Annotated in this window: 14 protein-coding genes; 3 read left to right on the forward strand and 11 right to left on the reverse strand. The window is 38.8% G+C overall.

Going from position 1 to position 15,015, the window contains the following annotated elements; genetic code table 11:
- Nucleotides 1-42 precede the first annotated feature (42 nt).
- From A5816_RS08225 to sfsA, 10 genes are all read right to left on the reverse strand, one after another.
- Nucleotides 43-456 carry a DUF3284 domain-containing protein gene (locus tag A5816_RS08225; RefSeq protein ID WP_002315398.1) on the reverse strand — a complete coding sequence of 138 codons (414 nt, stop codon included), beginning with the start codon at nt 454-456 and terminating at the stop codon, nt 43-45.
- Nucleotides 456-638, reverse strand: coding sequence for a DUF3188 domain-containing protein (locus tag A5816_RS08230; RefSeq protein WP_002286596.1), 183 nt, complete (start codon nt 636-638; stop codon nt 456-458). The genes A5816_RS08225 and A5816_RS08230 overlap by 1 nt, the downstream gene beginning before the upstream one ends.
- 31 nt (nt 639-669) lie before the next feature.
- Entirely contained in the window at nt 670-891 is a 222-nt protein-coding gene (locus A5816_RS08235; RefSeq protein ID WP_002292901.1) for a hypothetical protein, read from the reverse strand.
- Between the two features lie 67 nt (nt 892-958).
- Nucleotides 959-2,419: a PTS sugar transporter subunit IIC gene (locus A5816_RS08240; RefSeq protein WP_002375253.1), complete on the reverse strand. Its 1,461-nt coding sequence runs from the start codon at nt 2,417-2,419 to the stop codon at nt 959-961.
- Between the two features lie 107 nt (nt 2,420-2,526).
- Entirely contained in the window at nt 2,527-2,847 is a 321-nt protein-coding gene (locus tag A5816_RS08245) for a PTS lactose/cellobiose transporter subunit IIA (RefSeq protein WP_002286604.1), read from the reverse strand.
- 28 nt (nt 2,848-2,875) lie between these two features.
- Entirely contained in the window at nt 2,876-3,193 is a 318-nt protein-coding gene (locus A5816_RS08250; protein ID WP_002286606.1) for a PTS sugar transporter subunit IIB, read from the reverse strand.
- A gap of 151 nt (nt 3,194-3,344) precedes the next feature.
- Nucleotides 3,345-6,047, reverse strand: a complete 2,703-nt coding sequence (locus A5816_RS08255) for a sigma 54-interacting transcriptional regulator (RefSeq protein WP_010733382.1) — start codon at nt 6,045-6,047, stop codon at nt 3,345-3,347.
- Nucleotides 6,048-6,109: 62 nt separating this feature from the next.
- Nucleotides 6,110-7,387 carry a DEAD/DEAH box helicase gene (locus A5816_RS08260; protein ID WP_002375258.1) on the reverse strand — a complete coding sequence of 426 codons (1,278 nt, stop codon included), beginning with the start codon at nt 7,385-7,387 and terminating at the stop codon, nt 6,110-6,112.
- Nucleotides 7,387-8,400, reverse strand: coding sequence for a Gfo/Idh/MocA family protein (locus tag A5816_RS08265; protein ID WP_002375260.1), 1,014 nt, complete (start codon nt 8,398-8,400; stop codon nt 7,387-7,389). The genes A5816_RS08260 and A5816_RS08265 overlap by 1 nt, the downstream gene beginning before the upstream one ends.
- A 15-nt stretch (nt 8,401-8,415) precedes the next feature.
- Complete coding sequence (gene sfsA, locus A5816_RS08270) at nt 8,416-9,144, reverse strand: DNA/RNA nuclease SfsA (RefSeq protein ID WP_025478575.1); 729 nt, start codon at nt 9,142-9,144, stop codon at nt 8,416-8,418.
- A 176-nt stretch (nt 9,145-9,320) separates the two neighbouring features.
- On the opposite strand from sfsA, the gene A5816_RS08275 reads away from it, so the two are divergent.
- The 3 genes from A5816_RS08275 (at nt 9,321) to zwf (ending at nt 12,012) form a co-directional block, all read left to right on the forward strand.
- Nucleotides 9,321-9,650, forward strand: a complete 330-nt coding sequence (locus A5816_RS08275) for a DUF4828 domain-containing protein (RefSeq protein ID WP_002375263.1) — start codon at nt 9,321-9,323, stop codon at nt 9,648-9,650.
- 173 nt (nt 9,651-9,823) lie between these two features.
- Nucleotides 9,824-10,471, forward strand: a complete 648-nt coding sequence (locus A5816_RS08280; RefSeq protein WP_002286616.1) for a metal-dependent transcriptional regulator — start codon at nt 9,824-9,826, stop codon at nt 10,469-10,471.
- A 14-nt stretch (nt 10,472-10,485) separates the two neighbouring features.
- Entirely contained in the window at nt 10,486-12,012 is a 1,527-nt protein-coding gene (gene zwf, locus A5816_RS08285) for a glucose-6-phosphate dehydrogenase (protein ID WP_002291842.1), read from the forward strand.
- A gap of 48 nt (nt 12,013-12,060) precedes the next feature.
- Here the strand turns inward: zwf and ileS are convergent, their stop codons facing one another.
- Entirely contained in the window at nt 12,061-14,859 is a 2,799-nt protein-coding gene (ileS, locus tag A5816_RS08290) for an isoleucine--tRNA ligase (protein ID WP_086311111.1), read from the reverse strand.
- Between the last annotated feature and the right edge of the window lie 156 nt (nt 14,860-15,015).

The following is a 15,015-nucleotide window of genomic DNA, read 5'->3' on the forward strand; positions in this document are numbered from 1 at the left end:
CTTCATTTTTCAATAACTAAATAGTACCATTTTTTCACTGGTTTAATACGTTGCTTCGATCATCTCTAACATTTTTTTGAAACGTCTCCGCTTAAAGTACATCAAGATCGTTCCTAAAAGCATATCATTCAACTTTTGAAGCATGCCATAAGACTCCATTTTTTCTGTGTAATGAACCTCACAGGTCGAATCGTCTACTGGTTTGATTTGATAATGAACAACGAATTCATTCTTCGTTGTCGATGTACGAAACTTATAAGACTGGTTTTCAATGACTTCTTCGATTTTTATACGAGCCCGGTTATTTTGCGAGAATTGTTTGACGTACTCCAAATTTTTCAGCTGTTTTCTGGTCACTGATTTGCCGGTCGCTTTACGTACATCGAAAAGAACAGAATCCATAACTTTATCGTAAAAAAACGACGCTGGAATATTTAATTTTTTTGTGATTTCCATTAGTTATTTTTCTCCTTTGCTTCTTCTCTTTTTTTCCCCTTCATGAAGAAGTAGATCCCTAATCCTGTTAGGAAAAGACCCGTGACCATACTATACAAATCATACCTTTGCGAATGCGGATTCAAACTATACAACACGATCAAAGAACCAATACTACATAAAAATAAACCGTTTTTTATCATATCAACCATCCTATCTTTTTGAACCATTTTCTTAAACAGCTGTTGACTGAAAATAAAGGACTGTTCCCCAAGGCTGTGCTTTGATTAGCTCCTTTGCTTTTTTAGCCGCAGCTTCCGGATCTTCAGCACTTGTTTCAAAGAACATTTTGATTCCTTGTTTTTCTTTAAACGTAAATGTCATTCCTTCTTCATTGTATCCTTCTAACAATTCTTTGATTGCATCTTGTTGCATTGCACTGGCAATTGAAATCATTTCAGTTCCTCCTCGAAAATTCATTATGAGGAACGAAACTTAAAGCGTCCCGCTCCTCAGATTCATCTTATTGTTGTTCGCCTGCAGCAGGGTCCATTTTGTTTGCAGAAATGACAAACGGTGCCCAAATCAAGAAAGTCACGACCATACATACCAACGTTACGATTGGTGCTCGCCAGTCCGCTCCTGTTGCTAAGAATGACAATAAGAACGGCGGTACTACCCATGTAACTTGTTGCGATACTGGAGCGACTAGACCAAGATAAGTGGCTACCCAGCCAATTGCTGTTGCTACTACTGGAGCAACCAAGAATGGGATAAACATGATTGCATTCAATACGATCGGCAGACCAAACATCACTGGCTCGTTGATATTGAAAATACCAGGTCCAATGGATAATTTAGCTACTGTTAAATAATCCGCTCGTTTAGAGAAAATCAAGATAGCTATCAGTAAGACGATCGTTCCACCTGATCCGCCAAACCATGCAAAAGCATCGAACGATCCACGGACCCACATATAAGCTTTTCCATCTTCGATTGCATCTAACACGGCTGGTGTACCAGTTTTTCCGTTATAACCTTTTTGGAAAATATCAATATTGATTAGTTGTGCTTGTCCCCAGATTCCCTCTAGCACTGGTGCCAATACATTTGGTCCATGAATACCAAAGAACCAGAATACTTGAACAAACACTGTGACGATCAATACTGCTCCCAACCCTTGGGATAATCCTAGGAATGGTTCTGCAATATATTTTTGCACCAAATCAATGATTAGTTGCCCATCAGCTACACGACCTACGATATAATTGATAATAGCAATGACGTATAAAGCGATCGTCGCTGGCAAAATGGCTGCAAATGCTTTAGATACTGCTGGTGGTACTGAATCAGGCATTTTGATCGTAATGTTAGCAAGCATCAATTTACAAAAAATAATGACTGAAATTGCTCCCATGATCATAACTGTAAAATAAGCGTTTCCATTCAAATGATCTAGTTTTAGCCACCCCCATAATCCAACTGACAGTGTGCCATCTGCAATCGTTGCACCAATCTCAGAACTATTGATTGCATCTGCGACATTTGAAGGGACATTCACATCTAATGCTGCTGATAATGCTGGACCAAAGGAAATACCTTGGATCAAGGTAGCTAGACCAACGATCCCCCCAGCTAGATCATTTACTCCATAAGCTCGGGCAAGATTATACCCCCAAGAAAAGGCAAAGATCAATCCGGCGATTGCTAGTGTACCATTCCAGACAAAACCATTGATTCCGATGATGACATTCAATACGGCAAAGATTCCTTTGTCTGCTGCTAAACTGTCAGCGTAGGTACTGTTAAACTGTTGCGGTAAATCTCGAATAATTGCATTGATCATTACAGCGACTGATCCCGCCATTGTTGCGGGCAGTGTGCCGATAAAAGCATCGCGCAAAGCAACTAGATGTTTTTGCGCTCCGATTTTTGCGGCAACCGGCAGGATGTATTTCTCCATCCAACTTGTTAGTCCGTTCATTTTTTACTTCCTCCTATAAGTTTTTTATATAAAGAGAGTTCTCTTTATAACAAAATAAAAAATCCGTTCAAAAATTTTTCTTCTTCCGTTCAAAAAAGAAGTTGTATTTATTCGCTGTATACGCGACGATAAAGTTCGATGATTTCTTTTGCTAAATCAGTAAACGCAATAGACGTCATTAAATGATCTTGACTATGAACAGTCAATAACGTCACTTGCATATGATTTCCTTGTGCTTCTTGTGTCAACATGTCTGTTTGTGCATGATGTGCTTGTATAAGTGATTCTTCTGCATCAGCGATTTTTCTATCCGCTAACTCGAAATCACCGATTTTAGCAGCCGCAATCGCTTCCATCGCGTCGCTCTTTGCATTACCGCCAAACATGATTAGTCCCATGATGGCTTCTAGATTTTGTTGATCTTCCACGTTGTTATCCCCCAACTGCATACTTGATTTATTTCATTAGATTTTCTGCTTGTGCAAGTACTTTTTCTCCATTCATCATGCCATAGTCTTGCATATTGATGACATCTAACGGAATACCTTTAGGCGCAAGTTTTTGTTCGAATTGAGCTTTCATGAAACGTACTTGAGGACCTAATAATAAAACATCGACATTCTTAGATTCTAAATTATTATCTGCATCTGAGGCAGAGACAGCAAAAATATCGGCTTCCATTCCTTTTTCTTCTGCTGCTTTTTGCATTTTTGTGACCAATAAACTCGTACTCATCCCTGCTGAACAAACTAACATAATTGTTTTTTTTGCCATTTTTAACACTCCTTTTATTTTTTTTACACTTTTATATAATGCAAGAAGCATGCCAAGAAAAAAAGAGCTAAAATAGCGTTTTCATGCTTTTTAGCTCTTTTATATAGTGCGCACACTGGTATTCAGTGTGTAAACAGTATGATTAGTGTGTTTATTTTTTTATTTTGTTTTCAAGAAACATTTGTGTAAGAAACGCGATATCATCTTCTGAAATTTTTACCTGATATTTTCGTTCCAGTGCCATCAAGTTTGCTCGAACGATATCCATTTCCAAACGGTAAATTTTTGAGAAAATAGATAGTTTCTCAAATTGCCGATGCGTTTCTTTTTTGATCAATCCGTCTAGCATGAAGGCTAAATGGATGACGATCCCGGTATCTACTCCTGGTTCTACGATAATCGACAAATCTGTCTGGATCTGCTGAACTGTTTTTTGCAATGAGCGGATCAATTCATCAATAGAAAAGACATCACTTAATGATCCTGAAAGCGAATCAACAATTTTAGCTGTTGGAACCTCATCATCAGCTATACGCTTTAAAACATTCAATTTTTCATCATCAAAAACGTCATAGGCGGAAAAAAATGGGATATTTTGATAATCAACGTCAACCGTTCCTGCAATTGCTTTGATCTCATATTCTTCCAATAAGGCATCAATGTGTTTTTTGAATGATTCGCGTTCTAAAAACTGCATCTGGATCAGTTCTACTTTGTTTTGATTAATCACCGGCATAATCCGTTGATACAATTTGGCAGCTACTCCCTCACCAGTAAAACATGTCACGATGACGGCTTTTTTACGCTGTAAAGTTTCAGATTTTTCCGCTTTGAACTGATCACGTACGATTGATTCAAAGGAGAGCTGAATATTTTGATAGATGTCTTCTAAGCTTCTTCCAACACTTGCCATCCGTATCGCTTCTATCACAATCATCGTACTTGTCATTGTGATAGCTTTCGTCCGAATGCCAGTCTCTTCATAAATCAAATCACTGAAGGTGTTTAAAGATCCCATATCTGTTAACAAAAGCAGCCCATTCGTCAAATGCCCCTGATAATTTTTAACATATTGTAGGACCTCTTCATACATTGTTTGAACTTCCATAACCAGTGGCATATTAAAAGCTTTCCCTACTTTTGTTCCTAATAGTTCTTGCGCCATCTCCAACATACTTGAAGCGGTCTGTCTGCCGTGCATCAGTACGAGAACATCTACTTTGTTTTCTTTAACAGGCTCACTTTCTCCTAAGTTGATAGAAAGAAACATACTGATAAAGCCAATTTCATCAAAAGGAATCTCGACTTGTTCTTCTTCTTCAATGATTGTCGAAAGATCGATTGCTACCTGGAATTCCCTCTTAAAATTTTTTCGTACGTTATTCAAATCTGGATGGACAATCATATGTCCTTCTCTCACACGATCCAATGTACTTTGCAGATGCAAAGCAAAAGCAAAACGCGCTTTTTCATTATAAATACGGTCTAACCGTTTTTCAGCCACATCATACAATTGATTGGTTAACCGCCAGATTTCATCTGGCAAAAGATCTTTTGGGATTGAACTTTTAGTCAATTCTTTGACATATGTCTGAAAATAAGCATCCACATCTTTTGAAATGAGCGTCTCCAAATCGATGTTCTCCACACCGGTTTCAGAAAGAGAAGTAACTTTTTCCTCAATATCGTTGTAGACTTGCATGTTTCTTTCTGGATCTTGTGACCAGACAACATCAGCAAATCCTGGTTCAAATGTCAAATACTGGCTCTTGCTGTCCATGAATCGGTCGAGGCGTTCTGGTATTTCTTTGATTTTCAGTAGTCCTTTTTGTACTTGAAGGGAAAGTTCTTCTTTTCGAATGATCAGCTTTTTCTCATGATGCGTTCGGTAATGTAAAAAAGATTTTGCACAGACTAATTTCAGGTCTCGTTTCACTTGACCGATATTCCCTTCCGCATCATAAAGCATGAAGGCAAGAATCGCTTCTTTTTCGATATCGATACGTTGATTCAAACGGTTCGCTTCTTGTTTGATGAAAAGAGAGATGATCTCATAACGCTCATCCAATGATCGAGAAGCAAGGTTTGGCAAGGTGATAGCCATAGGGATCCGTCGGTTGAAGGTAGTCAAGAAGCTTTCTGAAGATTCAGTCGTTGCCCCAATGATCTGAACTGATGCTTCATGTACTTGTGCACTTTCTCCAAGTGGACGATAGATACCTTTATCGATGAAAGTAAACAGCATTTCCTGCCCTTCCGGTGGTAAACGGTGGATCTCATCTAAAAACAATATACCGCCGTCTGCTTTGGCGATTAGACCAGGACTATCTTGCGCTGCTCCTGTGTAAGCCCCTTTTTTGATCCCAAAGATGTGTCCAAAGAGCAGTTGCGGATTTTGAGCATAATCCGCACAATTGAAAGAAACAAATGGCGCATCGGCTGAAAGCATTTCAGATTCGATTGCAAAATGATACATACATTCCGCAAACATCGACTTCCCTGTACCAGTTTCTCCAAAAATAATGGTATGCAGCCCCCGCGGCGGATAAAGAATCGCTGCTTTTGCCTGCTGTATGCTGACTTTTAAAGAATCATTTTCTCCAACGAGCGTTTCAAAAGTCACTTGCGTAGAAGAGTCGACATGTACTTCATCAGATTTTGATTTTTCCGTTGGCAAGGAGTAAACGACTGGTCGGCCAGCGGTTTTTACAATATGATGAGCCTTATACAGTTCGCTTAAATATCGGCTTGCATTGCTTCGATCAATATTCAAACGCTCAGCTACATCGCTTGCTGTCAATCCTTGTTGGTTTTCTGTCAATAGATGCAAGATCTCTTCTTGACGTTCTTTCACATAATCCCTCCTCTGGCAACCAATTTTGTTCCCGTTTTCATAATCATAGCATAAAAAGGCGCTTATTTGCGCCTTGCTCCTTTATTTCTCTCTTTTTTTGATTTATTTTTAACTTTTTTTCTTGATTTGTTTTTGTTATGCTCTGGATTTTGTTCTTTCCCAGGAAAAGATTTCGTATACTTGTTATTCGCTGCAGTAGCTACATCTTCTTTGATTGGTTGATCCGTCTGTAACTTTCCTCCGTGCAGAAAAATCTCTTCAAGTGTTATGTTTGTCGGACGTAAAAGTCGTTTCAAATCTCTTAAATTGTTATCTTGTACGAGTGTGATCACTGTTCCTTCATTGCCCATTCGACCAGTTCTTCCAGAACGATGCAAGTAAGCTTCTTCACTTAACGGCACTTCTGCATTCACGACATAAGGAAGTCCTGTAATATCTAAACCTCTAGCCGCCACATCTGTGGTCAAAAGTGCGCTGATCTTTTTCTTTTTGAATTGTTCCAACGCCGCTTTTCGGAGCAGCTTGTTTTGATCAGAGGCCAGGCTTCCTACCGGTACCCCTCTATACAGCAATTTTTCTTCCATCACACCTAATTCAGTCAGTTGATTAAAGAAAATCAGACCTTGAAAATCTTCTATGTGAGTGAGACGTCTTAAATATTCATCTTTCTTTCGTATTGGCACTCGTAAAAAGTAATGTCTCAAGCCTTTTCGAGAATCATCTTCTGCTGTCACGTCGATCGTCTCAAACGTTTTCCCAGTGATTTTTTCAATGCTTTCAAGGGAACGATCTGCTGTTGCTGAAAAAAAGGCTAGCTGATATTCTGTCGGAGCTTGATGAAGAATCTGATCAATGATTTGGCTGTTACCCGCATCAAATAGCTGGTCTGCTTCATCAAATACCATTGTTTTCACTTGATGTGCTTTTATTTTTTTAGCTTTCATCAATTCCAATATTCTTCCTGGTGTACCAATCAAGATTTCTGGTTTTTTCTTCAAACCTTCAATTTGTCGTTTAACGTTTGCTCCGCCCACCAAAGATTGGACTTTCAATTCTTTGTCTTTTCCCCATTCACGTGCAACATCTGCTACTTGAATAGCTAGTTCTTGAGAAGATGCAAAGATAACCAACGCACTTGCTTCACCTGGTTTCACGTTTAGTAGTAACGGCCAAAGATAAGCCAGTGTTTTACCTGAACCTGTTGGAGAGATAGCTACTATGCTTTGTTTATTGCTTAATGGCTGAAAAACTGCCTGTTGAATAAGAGAAGGTGTAATAAATCCTTTATTCTCATAATTTTTCTGCCAATTTTCGGGAAATACTTGTACAAATTCGTTCATTAAAAATCTTCCTCATTATCTGCATCGAATTTGATGCCACCATTTTTTCTTAAATCATAAATCACTTGGTTCACATTTCTAGCCAGCTCGATCCACTCTTCATACAATAATCCCCACGCTGGATCTTTCGGATGAGTCATGACATTGGCAAAATCCTCTGCTTCATCTGCCATTGGATTTTCTGCAGCTGTTACTGCTAAGTCAATGATTTCTTCGTGTACCCGATCATGAAACTCTGCTTGTTCGATTGCATTGACGCCATTCATCACTAGTGTTCCTGAGTCAAAATAGATCTCTGATGGCAGATAAGAATCACCGATTTTACCTGGTTGGATCGATACATCAAAAGTATCATAACGCAAGATTCCCCATCCAAGACCATCCACACCAGTAGAAATCTTTCTTGGAAAATAATGGACTTCTTTTGGCATTCCAAACCAAGCGACAGTTGCATATACAAGGTAAACACCTAAATCCATCAATGCACCACCTGAGAAATGAGTCGAGAAGATATTTGGTTCTTCTCCATCTAATACTTGGTCATAACGCGAAGAATATTTCATATAGCTGAAATTTGCACCGATTATCTCGTCTTTTAATGGTAAGTAATCGGCAATCTTTTTAAAACCTGATTCATGGATATTTCTTGCTGCTTCAAAAAAATACACATTGTGTTCATTTGCTAAATGGATGATTTCATCCATTTCTTTTGGCGTCGAAAAAGCTGGCTTTTCCACTATCACATTTTTACCTGCCAAAATTGCTTGCTTAGTCTGACTAAAATGAAGACTATTTGGAGAAGCAATATAAATAGTGTCCATATGAGCAATATTGAAAAAAGTCTTCAAATCTGTTGCAAATTCGATATCCCCTTCATAATGAGAACCAAATTCCTGTGCTTTTTCCAAATGTCTAGAATATACCGCTGTCAATTCATATTTTTTTGTGCTCAAAGCTGCTTGGACAAATTGATGAGTGATCCAATTTGTTCCAATAATACCTAAGTTGATCATTTTTTTACCTTCTTTCTATTGTATAGGATCTTCAAACGGGATAGCTACATCAAACGGGATAGCTTGCTTGACAGTTACCTCATCTGCCGTTACTTGACAATTATAGGCGAGGATTTGAACTCCACTTTGCTGCGCATGTCGAACCATATCAGCTAGCGCTGGTTGCATTTCTTCATGGATCGTTGCGAAATGAAGATGTTCGAATTGAGCAATAAACAAGACATAAGCGGCATAACCATCTTGTGCGGCATACGCTAATTCTCCAACATGTTTCAATCCTCTGAGTGTAGGCGCATCAGGAAAAGCACCAATTGCTTTATTTTCAAGCGTCATACCTTTGACTTCAACAAATGCTTTTTGTCCGGCCGCCGTCTCCAAATAAATATCAAATTTGGAGTGAAGATAAGTTACTTCACGCTTGTATGCTGTAAATGGACCAGTTAATCCTGGTAAAAGGATCGTGCCGTCTAAAATACCATCAGTTGCCAACTGATTAGGCAATTGACTATCGATATTGAACCAATCACCCTTCTTTTTTACAGCAATCAAATCATAGTCGGTTTTCCTTTTAGGTCCAGGAGCAAATACAATAGCCACTTCAGCGCCCGGTATCAGGACCTCTTTTCCTCTGCCTGTATTTTTGACATGCGCGATAATCATTTCTCCGTCTTTTTTCATACAATGTGCAATAAACCGATTCGGGCGGTCAATAAAAAAAGCTGTTTCAACTTGCTGATACTTCAAATTCTGTCACCTGTCTTCCTACTATGTATCCTATCATAATTTGTGGAAAAACAGTAAAAAAACCAGTCGAAAGTCTTAGAGAAATTTTAGTTTTTATTCGGTACAATGGAATAAAGAAGGAAGAATGTTTCTATACGATGATTTTCTCATAAAGGAGTGATTTGGTGATAAAAAAAATGATCTATTTTCTTGGTTCACTCGTTGCCGTTCTCTCAAGTTGGATTTACTTGAAAAAGAAAAAACAAGCAGAAAAATCTGAAAGACTCTCGAGGTATCAAGGTACATGGTTCTTCAGTGATAGCCAGCAAAAACAACAATTACAGATTACATCTGATTACACGTTTTTGATCAACGGTCAGTCACTTGGCACATCTGTGGTAGAAATAGATGAACAGCGTTTAGTCGTACGTGATCAATACGGTTTTTATCTTGTCTTTTCTTATCCCGAACAAACTCTTTATGATGAATCTGCAGATGTCTCGTATAAGTTGACATCTGAAAAATAGACACCTCCCAATATATATCTATAAACGAAAGTATGAGTCTTCTTTCTCATCTTTCGTTTTTTGTTGTAAAAACGTCCAAAAATCCTTTGTTTTTTATTTAGAAAAATAGTCAATTAACGTTTTTTTTGTTACACTTACTAATGATGGTTTTTACCATGAAAGGATGATCGAATATGACACCAAATCGAGAAGATTATTTGAAAATCATTTTAGAACTAGGCGGAGATACAACGAAAGTCAACAATAAACAAATCGTATCTAGCCTAGATGTCTCAGCTGCATCTGTCAGTGAAATGATTTCTAAACTTGTGAAAGAAGAGCTTGTAGAACATTCCCCTTATCAAGGTGTACAATTGACTGCAAGCGGACTGCAAAAAGCTAGCAGTTTGATTCGCAAACATCGTTTATGGGAAGTTTTTTTAGTTGAACATTTAGACTATAGCTGGAATGAAGTCCACGATGATGCTGAAGTATTGGAACATGTGACTTCGGAACATCTTGCAGATCATTTAGAAAACTATTTGAATCATCCTGAACATTGTCCTCATGGAGGATCGATTCCTAAAAAAGAGGAAGTCGTCCATGAAGAACGCCGGCAAACACTAGAATCCTATCCTGTCGGTACAAAAGTGCGTATTGCACGAGTGCTTGATGAAAAAGAATTGTTGGATTACTTAGTCACAATTGACCTGAATATCAACGAAGAGTATGAGATCGTTGATATCGCAGCTTATGAAGGACCAATCACTATCCAAAATGATAGAAAGAAAATACCCGTCAGCTTCAAGGCGGCCAGCACGATTTTTGTCGATAAAATATAAAGGAGTGTATCTACATGTCTAATGAAAAAAATGTATTGTTTACGATATTCGGCGGCACAGGTGACCTAGCCCAACGTAAATTGTACCCGTCTTTGTTCCGCCTTTACAGAAAAGGAAATTTAGGCGAGCATTTTGCCGTGATCGGGACCGCTCGCCGTCCTTGGAGCGATGAACACTACCGTGAAGTTGTCAAAGAAACGATCCGTGCATTGAATCCTTCTGATGAAGAAGCAACTACTTTTGCTAGTCATTTTTACTACCAATCCCATGATGTAAATGATTCAACACATTATCAAACATTAAAAGAATTGTCTGACCGATTAGATGGACACTATCAGTTAAACGGCAATCGCGTCTATTATTTGGCCATGGCACCTCAATTTTTTGGAACGATCGTTTCTCATTTAAAATCACAAAACATTATGACAAAAAATGGCTTCAATCGTTTGATTATAGAAAAACCATTTGGATCGGATTACCAATCTGCTTTCGAATTGAATCAGCAAATCAGAGAAGTATTCCCAGAGCAAGATATTTTCAGGATCGATCATTATTTAGGGAAAGAAATGATCCAAAATATCTCAGCTATCCGTTTTGCCAATAATATTTTTGAGGCTCAATGGAATAATCGTTATATCGATAATATCCAAATCACTTTTGGTGAAAACCTTGGTGTAGAAGATCGCGGGGGCTACTACGATCATAGTGGCGCACTGAAAGACATGGTGCAAAATCATATTCTGCAAGTTGTAGCATTACTTGCAATGGAACCACCAGTAGCATTTTCCGAAAAAGAAATCCGTACAGAAAAAATCAAAGCATTGAAAGCAATCCGCATCTACAACGAAGAAGAAGTGTTAGAAAACTTCGTTCGTGGACAATATGCTCAAGGTGAATTAGATGGCGTACAATTCAAAGGTTATCGAGAAGAAGACAAAGTGGATGCTCAATCAGAGACCGAAACCTTCGTCGCAGGAAAATTCACTATCGACAACTTCCGTTGGTCTGGTGTTCCCTTCTATGTGCGTACAGGCAAACGTTTGACTGAAAAAGGTACTCGGATCAATATCGTGTTCAAACAGGTTCCTGTTAATGTATTCAAAACATCTGTCGATGAACCATGTGACGATACGACACTCCCACCGAATGTTCTAACGATCTATATCCAGCCAACTGAAGGATTTTCTTTATCCCTGAATGGAAAAGAAGTAGGTCAGGGGTTTGAAACGGAACCAATCAAATTAGAATTTCGAAATAGTGCAGAAATGGTTGAAAATAGCCCAGAAGCTTACGAAAAATTACTGCTAGATGCGTTGAATGGTGATGGAACCAATTTCTCTCATTGGGAAGAAGTCGCTCAATCTTGGCATATCGTGGATGTCATTCGCAAAGCTTGGGACCAAACACAACCGGACTTTCCAAACTACAAAGCCGGATCAATGGGGCCTAAAGCAGCTTTCGAACTACTTGAAAAAGACGGATTCGAATGGATCTGGCAACCAGATAACTGGTATCGCGAACGTGGAAAATTAATCGATTGATAACAAAAGGGGTTGTGACAAAAAACATGTCACAACCCCTTTTCCATTTTACTTTTCTTCGAATCCTTCAGCTACAGCTTCGGGATAGAAGTCTTCAACGATTTTTGCACAACGACCGCATAGATGAGGAAGTTTTTCATCTACTCCTACATCTTTACGAACTTGACGACAGCGATCGCACGTTTCTCCGTCTGCTTTTTCCACTGTAATAGCAACATCATCAAATACCACAGTATTATCTGGCACTTGTACATCTGCTTCCATTACTTCAAAGTAGTCTGGGGAAACAATCAGCAATTGTGCAATATCTGCATCCAAAGCTTTTAACATTTCACGAACTTGTTGTTTTGGATAAACAGTTAGTTTTGCTTCCAATGATTTACCAATCAATTTGCTATTTCTTGCTTCTTCCAATGATTTTAAGACCTTGTCACGGAAATCCATGAAAGCAGCCCAAGTGTCCATCAATTCCTCTTGGTTTGCAAACTCTTCATAGCCAGGAAGCTCGCTTAACTGAACATATGCTTCTTCTTCTTTCAGGAATGACCAGATTTCTTCCGCCGTATGTGGAATGATAGGCGTCAATAGTTTCGTCAAAGCTACAGCTGTTTGATAGAAAACAGTTTGCATGCAACGACGTTGATAATCATCTTCTGCTTCAATATAAACCACATCTTTAGCAAAATCCAGGTAGAAGGACGATAGATCAACAGTCAAGAAGTTCATAACTGTACGGTAAATATGCATGAAATTATATTTGTCATATCCTTCTTCTCTGATTTCTTTGATTACTTGGTTCAATCGTACGGTCATGTATTTGTCTACAGAGCGTAAATCATTGTACGAAACAGTATCTTTTTTAGGATCGAAATCTTCTGTATTCGCTAATAAGAAACGCATCGTATTTCTGATCTTACGATATACCTCTGCCACTTGACTTAAGATATCCATAGATACACGAACATCTGCTTCATAATCGACACTAGATACCCACAAGCGAAGGATATCTGCACCAAATTGTTTGATCACTTTTTCTGGTGCAATGATATTTCCTAAAGATTTACTCATCTTACGGCCTTCGCCATCTAAAGCAAATCCTTGCGAAATAACTGATTTATATGGTGCTACGCCATTGATAGCCACACTTGTCGTGATACTTGAGTTGAACCAGCCACGATATTGGTCTGATCCTTCTAAGTACATATCTGCTGGGAATGATAATTCTGGTCGTTGACGTAAAACAGCTTCATGAGAAGAACCAGAATCAAACCAGACATCCATGATATCTTTTTCTTTTGTAAATTCGCCATTAGGAGAACCTGGGTGAGTAAATCCTTCAGGAAGAAGTTCTTTTGCTTCTTTTTCAAACCAGATGATTGATCCATGTTCAGCGAATAATTTTGCTACATGTTCGATTGTTTCTGGCGTGATGATTGCTTCACCATTTTCAGCATAGAAAATCGGAAGCGGCACTCCCCATGCACGTTGACGAGAAATGACCCAGTCGCCGCGATCACGGATCATATTATATAAACGTGTTTTTCCCCATGGAATAACCCAATCTACTTTTTCTACTTCATCCAAAATATTCTGACGGAATTTATCGATAGATGCAAACCATTGTGGAGTTGCACGATAAATCACAGGTTTTTTCGTCCGCCAATCATGAGGATAACTATGGGTAAAGAAATCTAGTTTCAGCAAAGCTCCTTTTTCCTTTAATAAATCAGTAATCATAGGATTTGCTTTATCATAAAAGATTCCTTCAAATCCAGGAGCTTCTTCTGTAAACAACCCTTTTGAGTCTACAGGTGACACTACAGATAGTTTATATTTGCTACCGGCGATATAGTCATCTTCCCCGTGTCCTGGAGCAGTATGGACTAATCCAGTACCAGCGTCTAAAGTAACATGGTCACCTAAAATTACGAGCGATTCACGGTCATAGAATGGATGACTTGCAGTCATATATTCCATTTCTTGGCCAGCAAATTCTTTTAGAACCGTTACATTTTCCCAACCGATTTCTGTTTGAACTGTTTCTAGCAAATCTTTTGCTACAACAAACTTACGGCCATCAGCTTCGACCAGTACATACGTAAATTTGGGATTTACAGCAATACCTTGGTTTGCTGGCAATGTCCATGGCGTTGTCGTCCAAATGACGAAAGCTGTATCTTCATCAAGGATGCCTTTGCCGTCTTTGACATTGAAAGCTACAAAAATAGATGGGGATTTTACATCTTTATATTCAATTTCAGCTTCCGCTAAAGAAGACTCACTTGACGGAGACCAGTAAATGGGTTTCAATCCTTTGTAAATATAGCCTTTTTCAGCCATTTTACCAAATACGCGTACTTGTGCAGCTTCATACGAAGGGTCTAATGTGACATAGGGATGTTCCCAATCTCCTGCAACCCCTAGGCGTTTGAAATCTTCTCGTTGCTTATCTACTTGGGAAAGTGCATATTCACGACATTTTTCCAAATATTCTGCCATGGACATTTCTTTACGTTTCACGCCTTTATTAGCCAACACTTGTTCGATTGGCAATCCATGTGTATCCCAGCCTGGAACATATGGTGCGCGATAGCCAGACATTGATTTTGAACGAATGATAATGTCTTTACTGATTTTATTCAATGAGTGCCCTAAATGGATATTACCATTGGCATAAGGAGGTCCATCATGAAGAACAAAGCTAGGTTTTCCTTCGTTCAATTCTTGTCTTTTTTGGTAGATTTGATTTTTTTCCCATTCTTTTTGCCATTCGCCTTCTCGGTTTGGCAAATTACCACGCATAGGGAATTTTGTTTTTCCTAATTGCAAGGTTTCTTTCATTTTCATTCAACCATTCACTCCTTCGTTTATTTTCCGGACACAAAAAGGCATGTTCAGCCGCAAGGGACGAACATGCCGTGGTACCACCCAAATTTAGTTGCATCTATCTAATGCAAACTCTCTGTGACCAATAACGAGGTCAGCCGCTGCTTCTTACTCTAG

Origin of the sequence: Enterococcus sp. 3G1_DIV0629 (assembly GCF_002141285.1) — a bacterium.
Taxonomy (GTDB): Bacteria; Bacillota; Bacilli; order Lactobacillales; family Enterococcaceae; genus Enterococcus_B; species Enterococcus_B lactis.

Bases quoted from the DNA above. Each gene is read 5' to 3' on its own strand.
- ileS (WP_086311111.1), bottom strand. From the start codon at position 14,859: ATGAAAATGAAAGAAACCTTGCAATTAGGAAAAACAAAATTCCCTATG.
- A5816_RS08265 (WP_002375260.1), bottom strand. From the start codon at position 8,400: ATGATCAACTTAGGTATTATTGGAACAAATTGGATCACTCATCAATTT.
- A5816_RS08260 (WP_002375258.1), bottom strand. From the start codon at position 7,387: ATGAACGAATTTGTACAAGTATTTCCCGAAAATTGGCAGAAAAATTAT.
- A5816_RS08225 (WP_002315398.1), bottom strand. From the start codon at position 456: ATGGAAATCACAAAAAAATTAAATATTCCAGCGTCGTTTTTTTACGAT.
- A5816_RS08280 (WP_002286616.1), top strand. From the start codon at position 9,824: ATGACACCAAATCGAGAAGATTATTTGAAAATCATTTTAGAACTAGGC.
- A5816_RS08275 (WP_002375263.1), top strand. From the start codon at position 9,321: ATGATCTATTTTCTTGGTTCACTCGTTGCCGTTCTCTCAAGTTGGATT.
- zwf (WP_002291842.1), top strand. From the start codon at position 10,486: ATGTCTAATGAAAAAAATGTATTGTTTACGATATTCGGCGGCACAGGT.
- A5816_RS08230 (WP_002286596.1), bottom strand. From the start codon at position 638: ATGATAAAAAACGGTTTATTTTTATGTAGTATTGGTTCTTTGATCGTG.
- A5816_RS08235 (WP_002292901.1), bottom strand. From the start codon at position 891: ATGATTTCAATTGCCAGTGCAATGCAACAAGATGCAATCAAAGAATTG.
- A5816_RS08250 (WP_002286606.1), bottom strand. From the start codon at position 3,193: ATGGCAAAAAAAACAATTATGTTAGTTTGTTCAGCAGGGATGAGTACG.
- A5816_RS08240 (WP_002375253.1), bottom strand. From the start codon at position 2,419: ATGAACGGACTAACAAGTTGGATGGAGAAATACATCCTGCCGGTTGCC.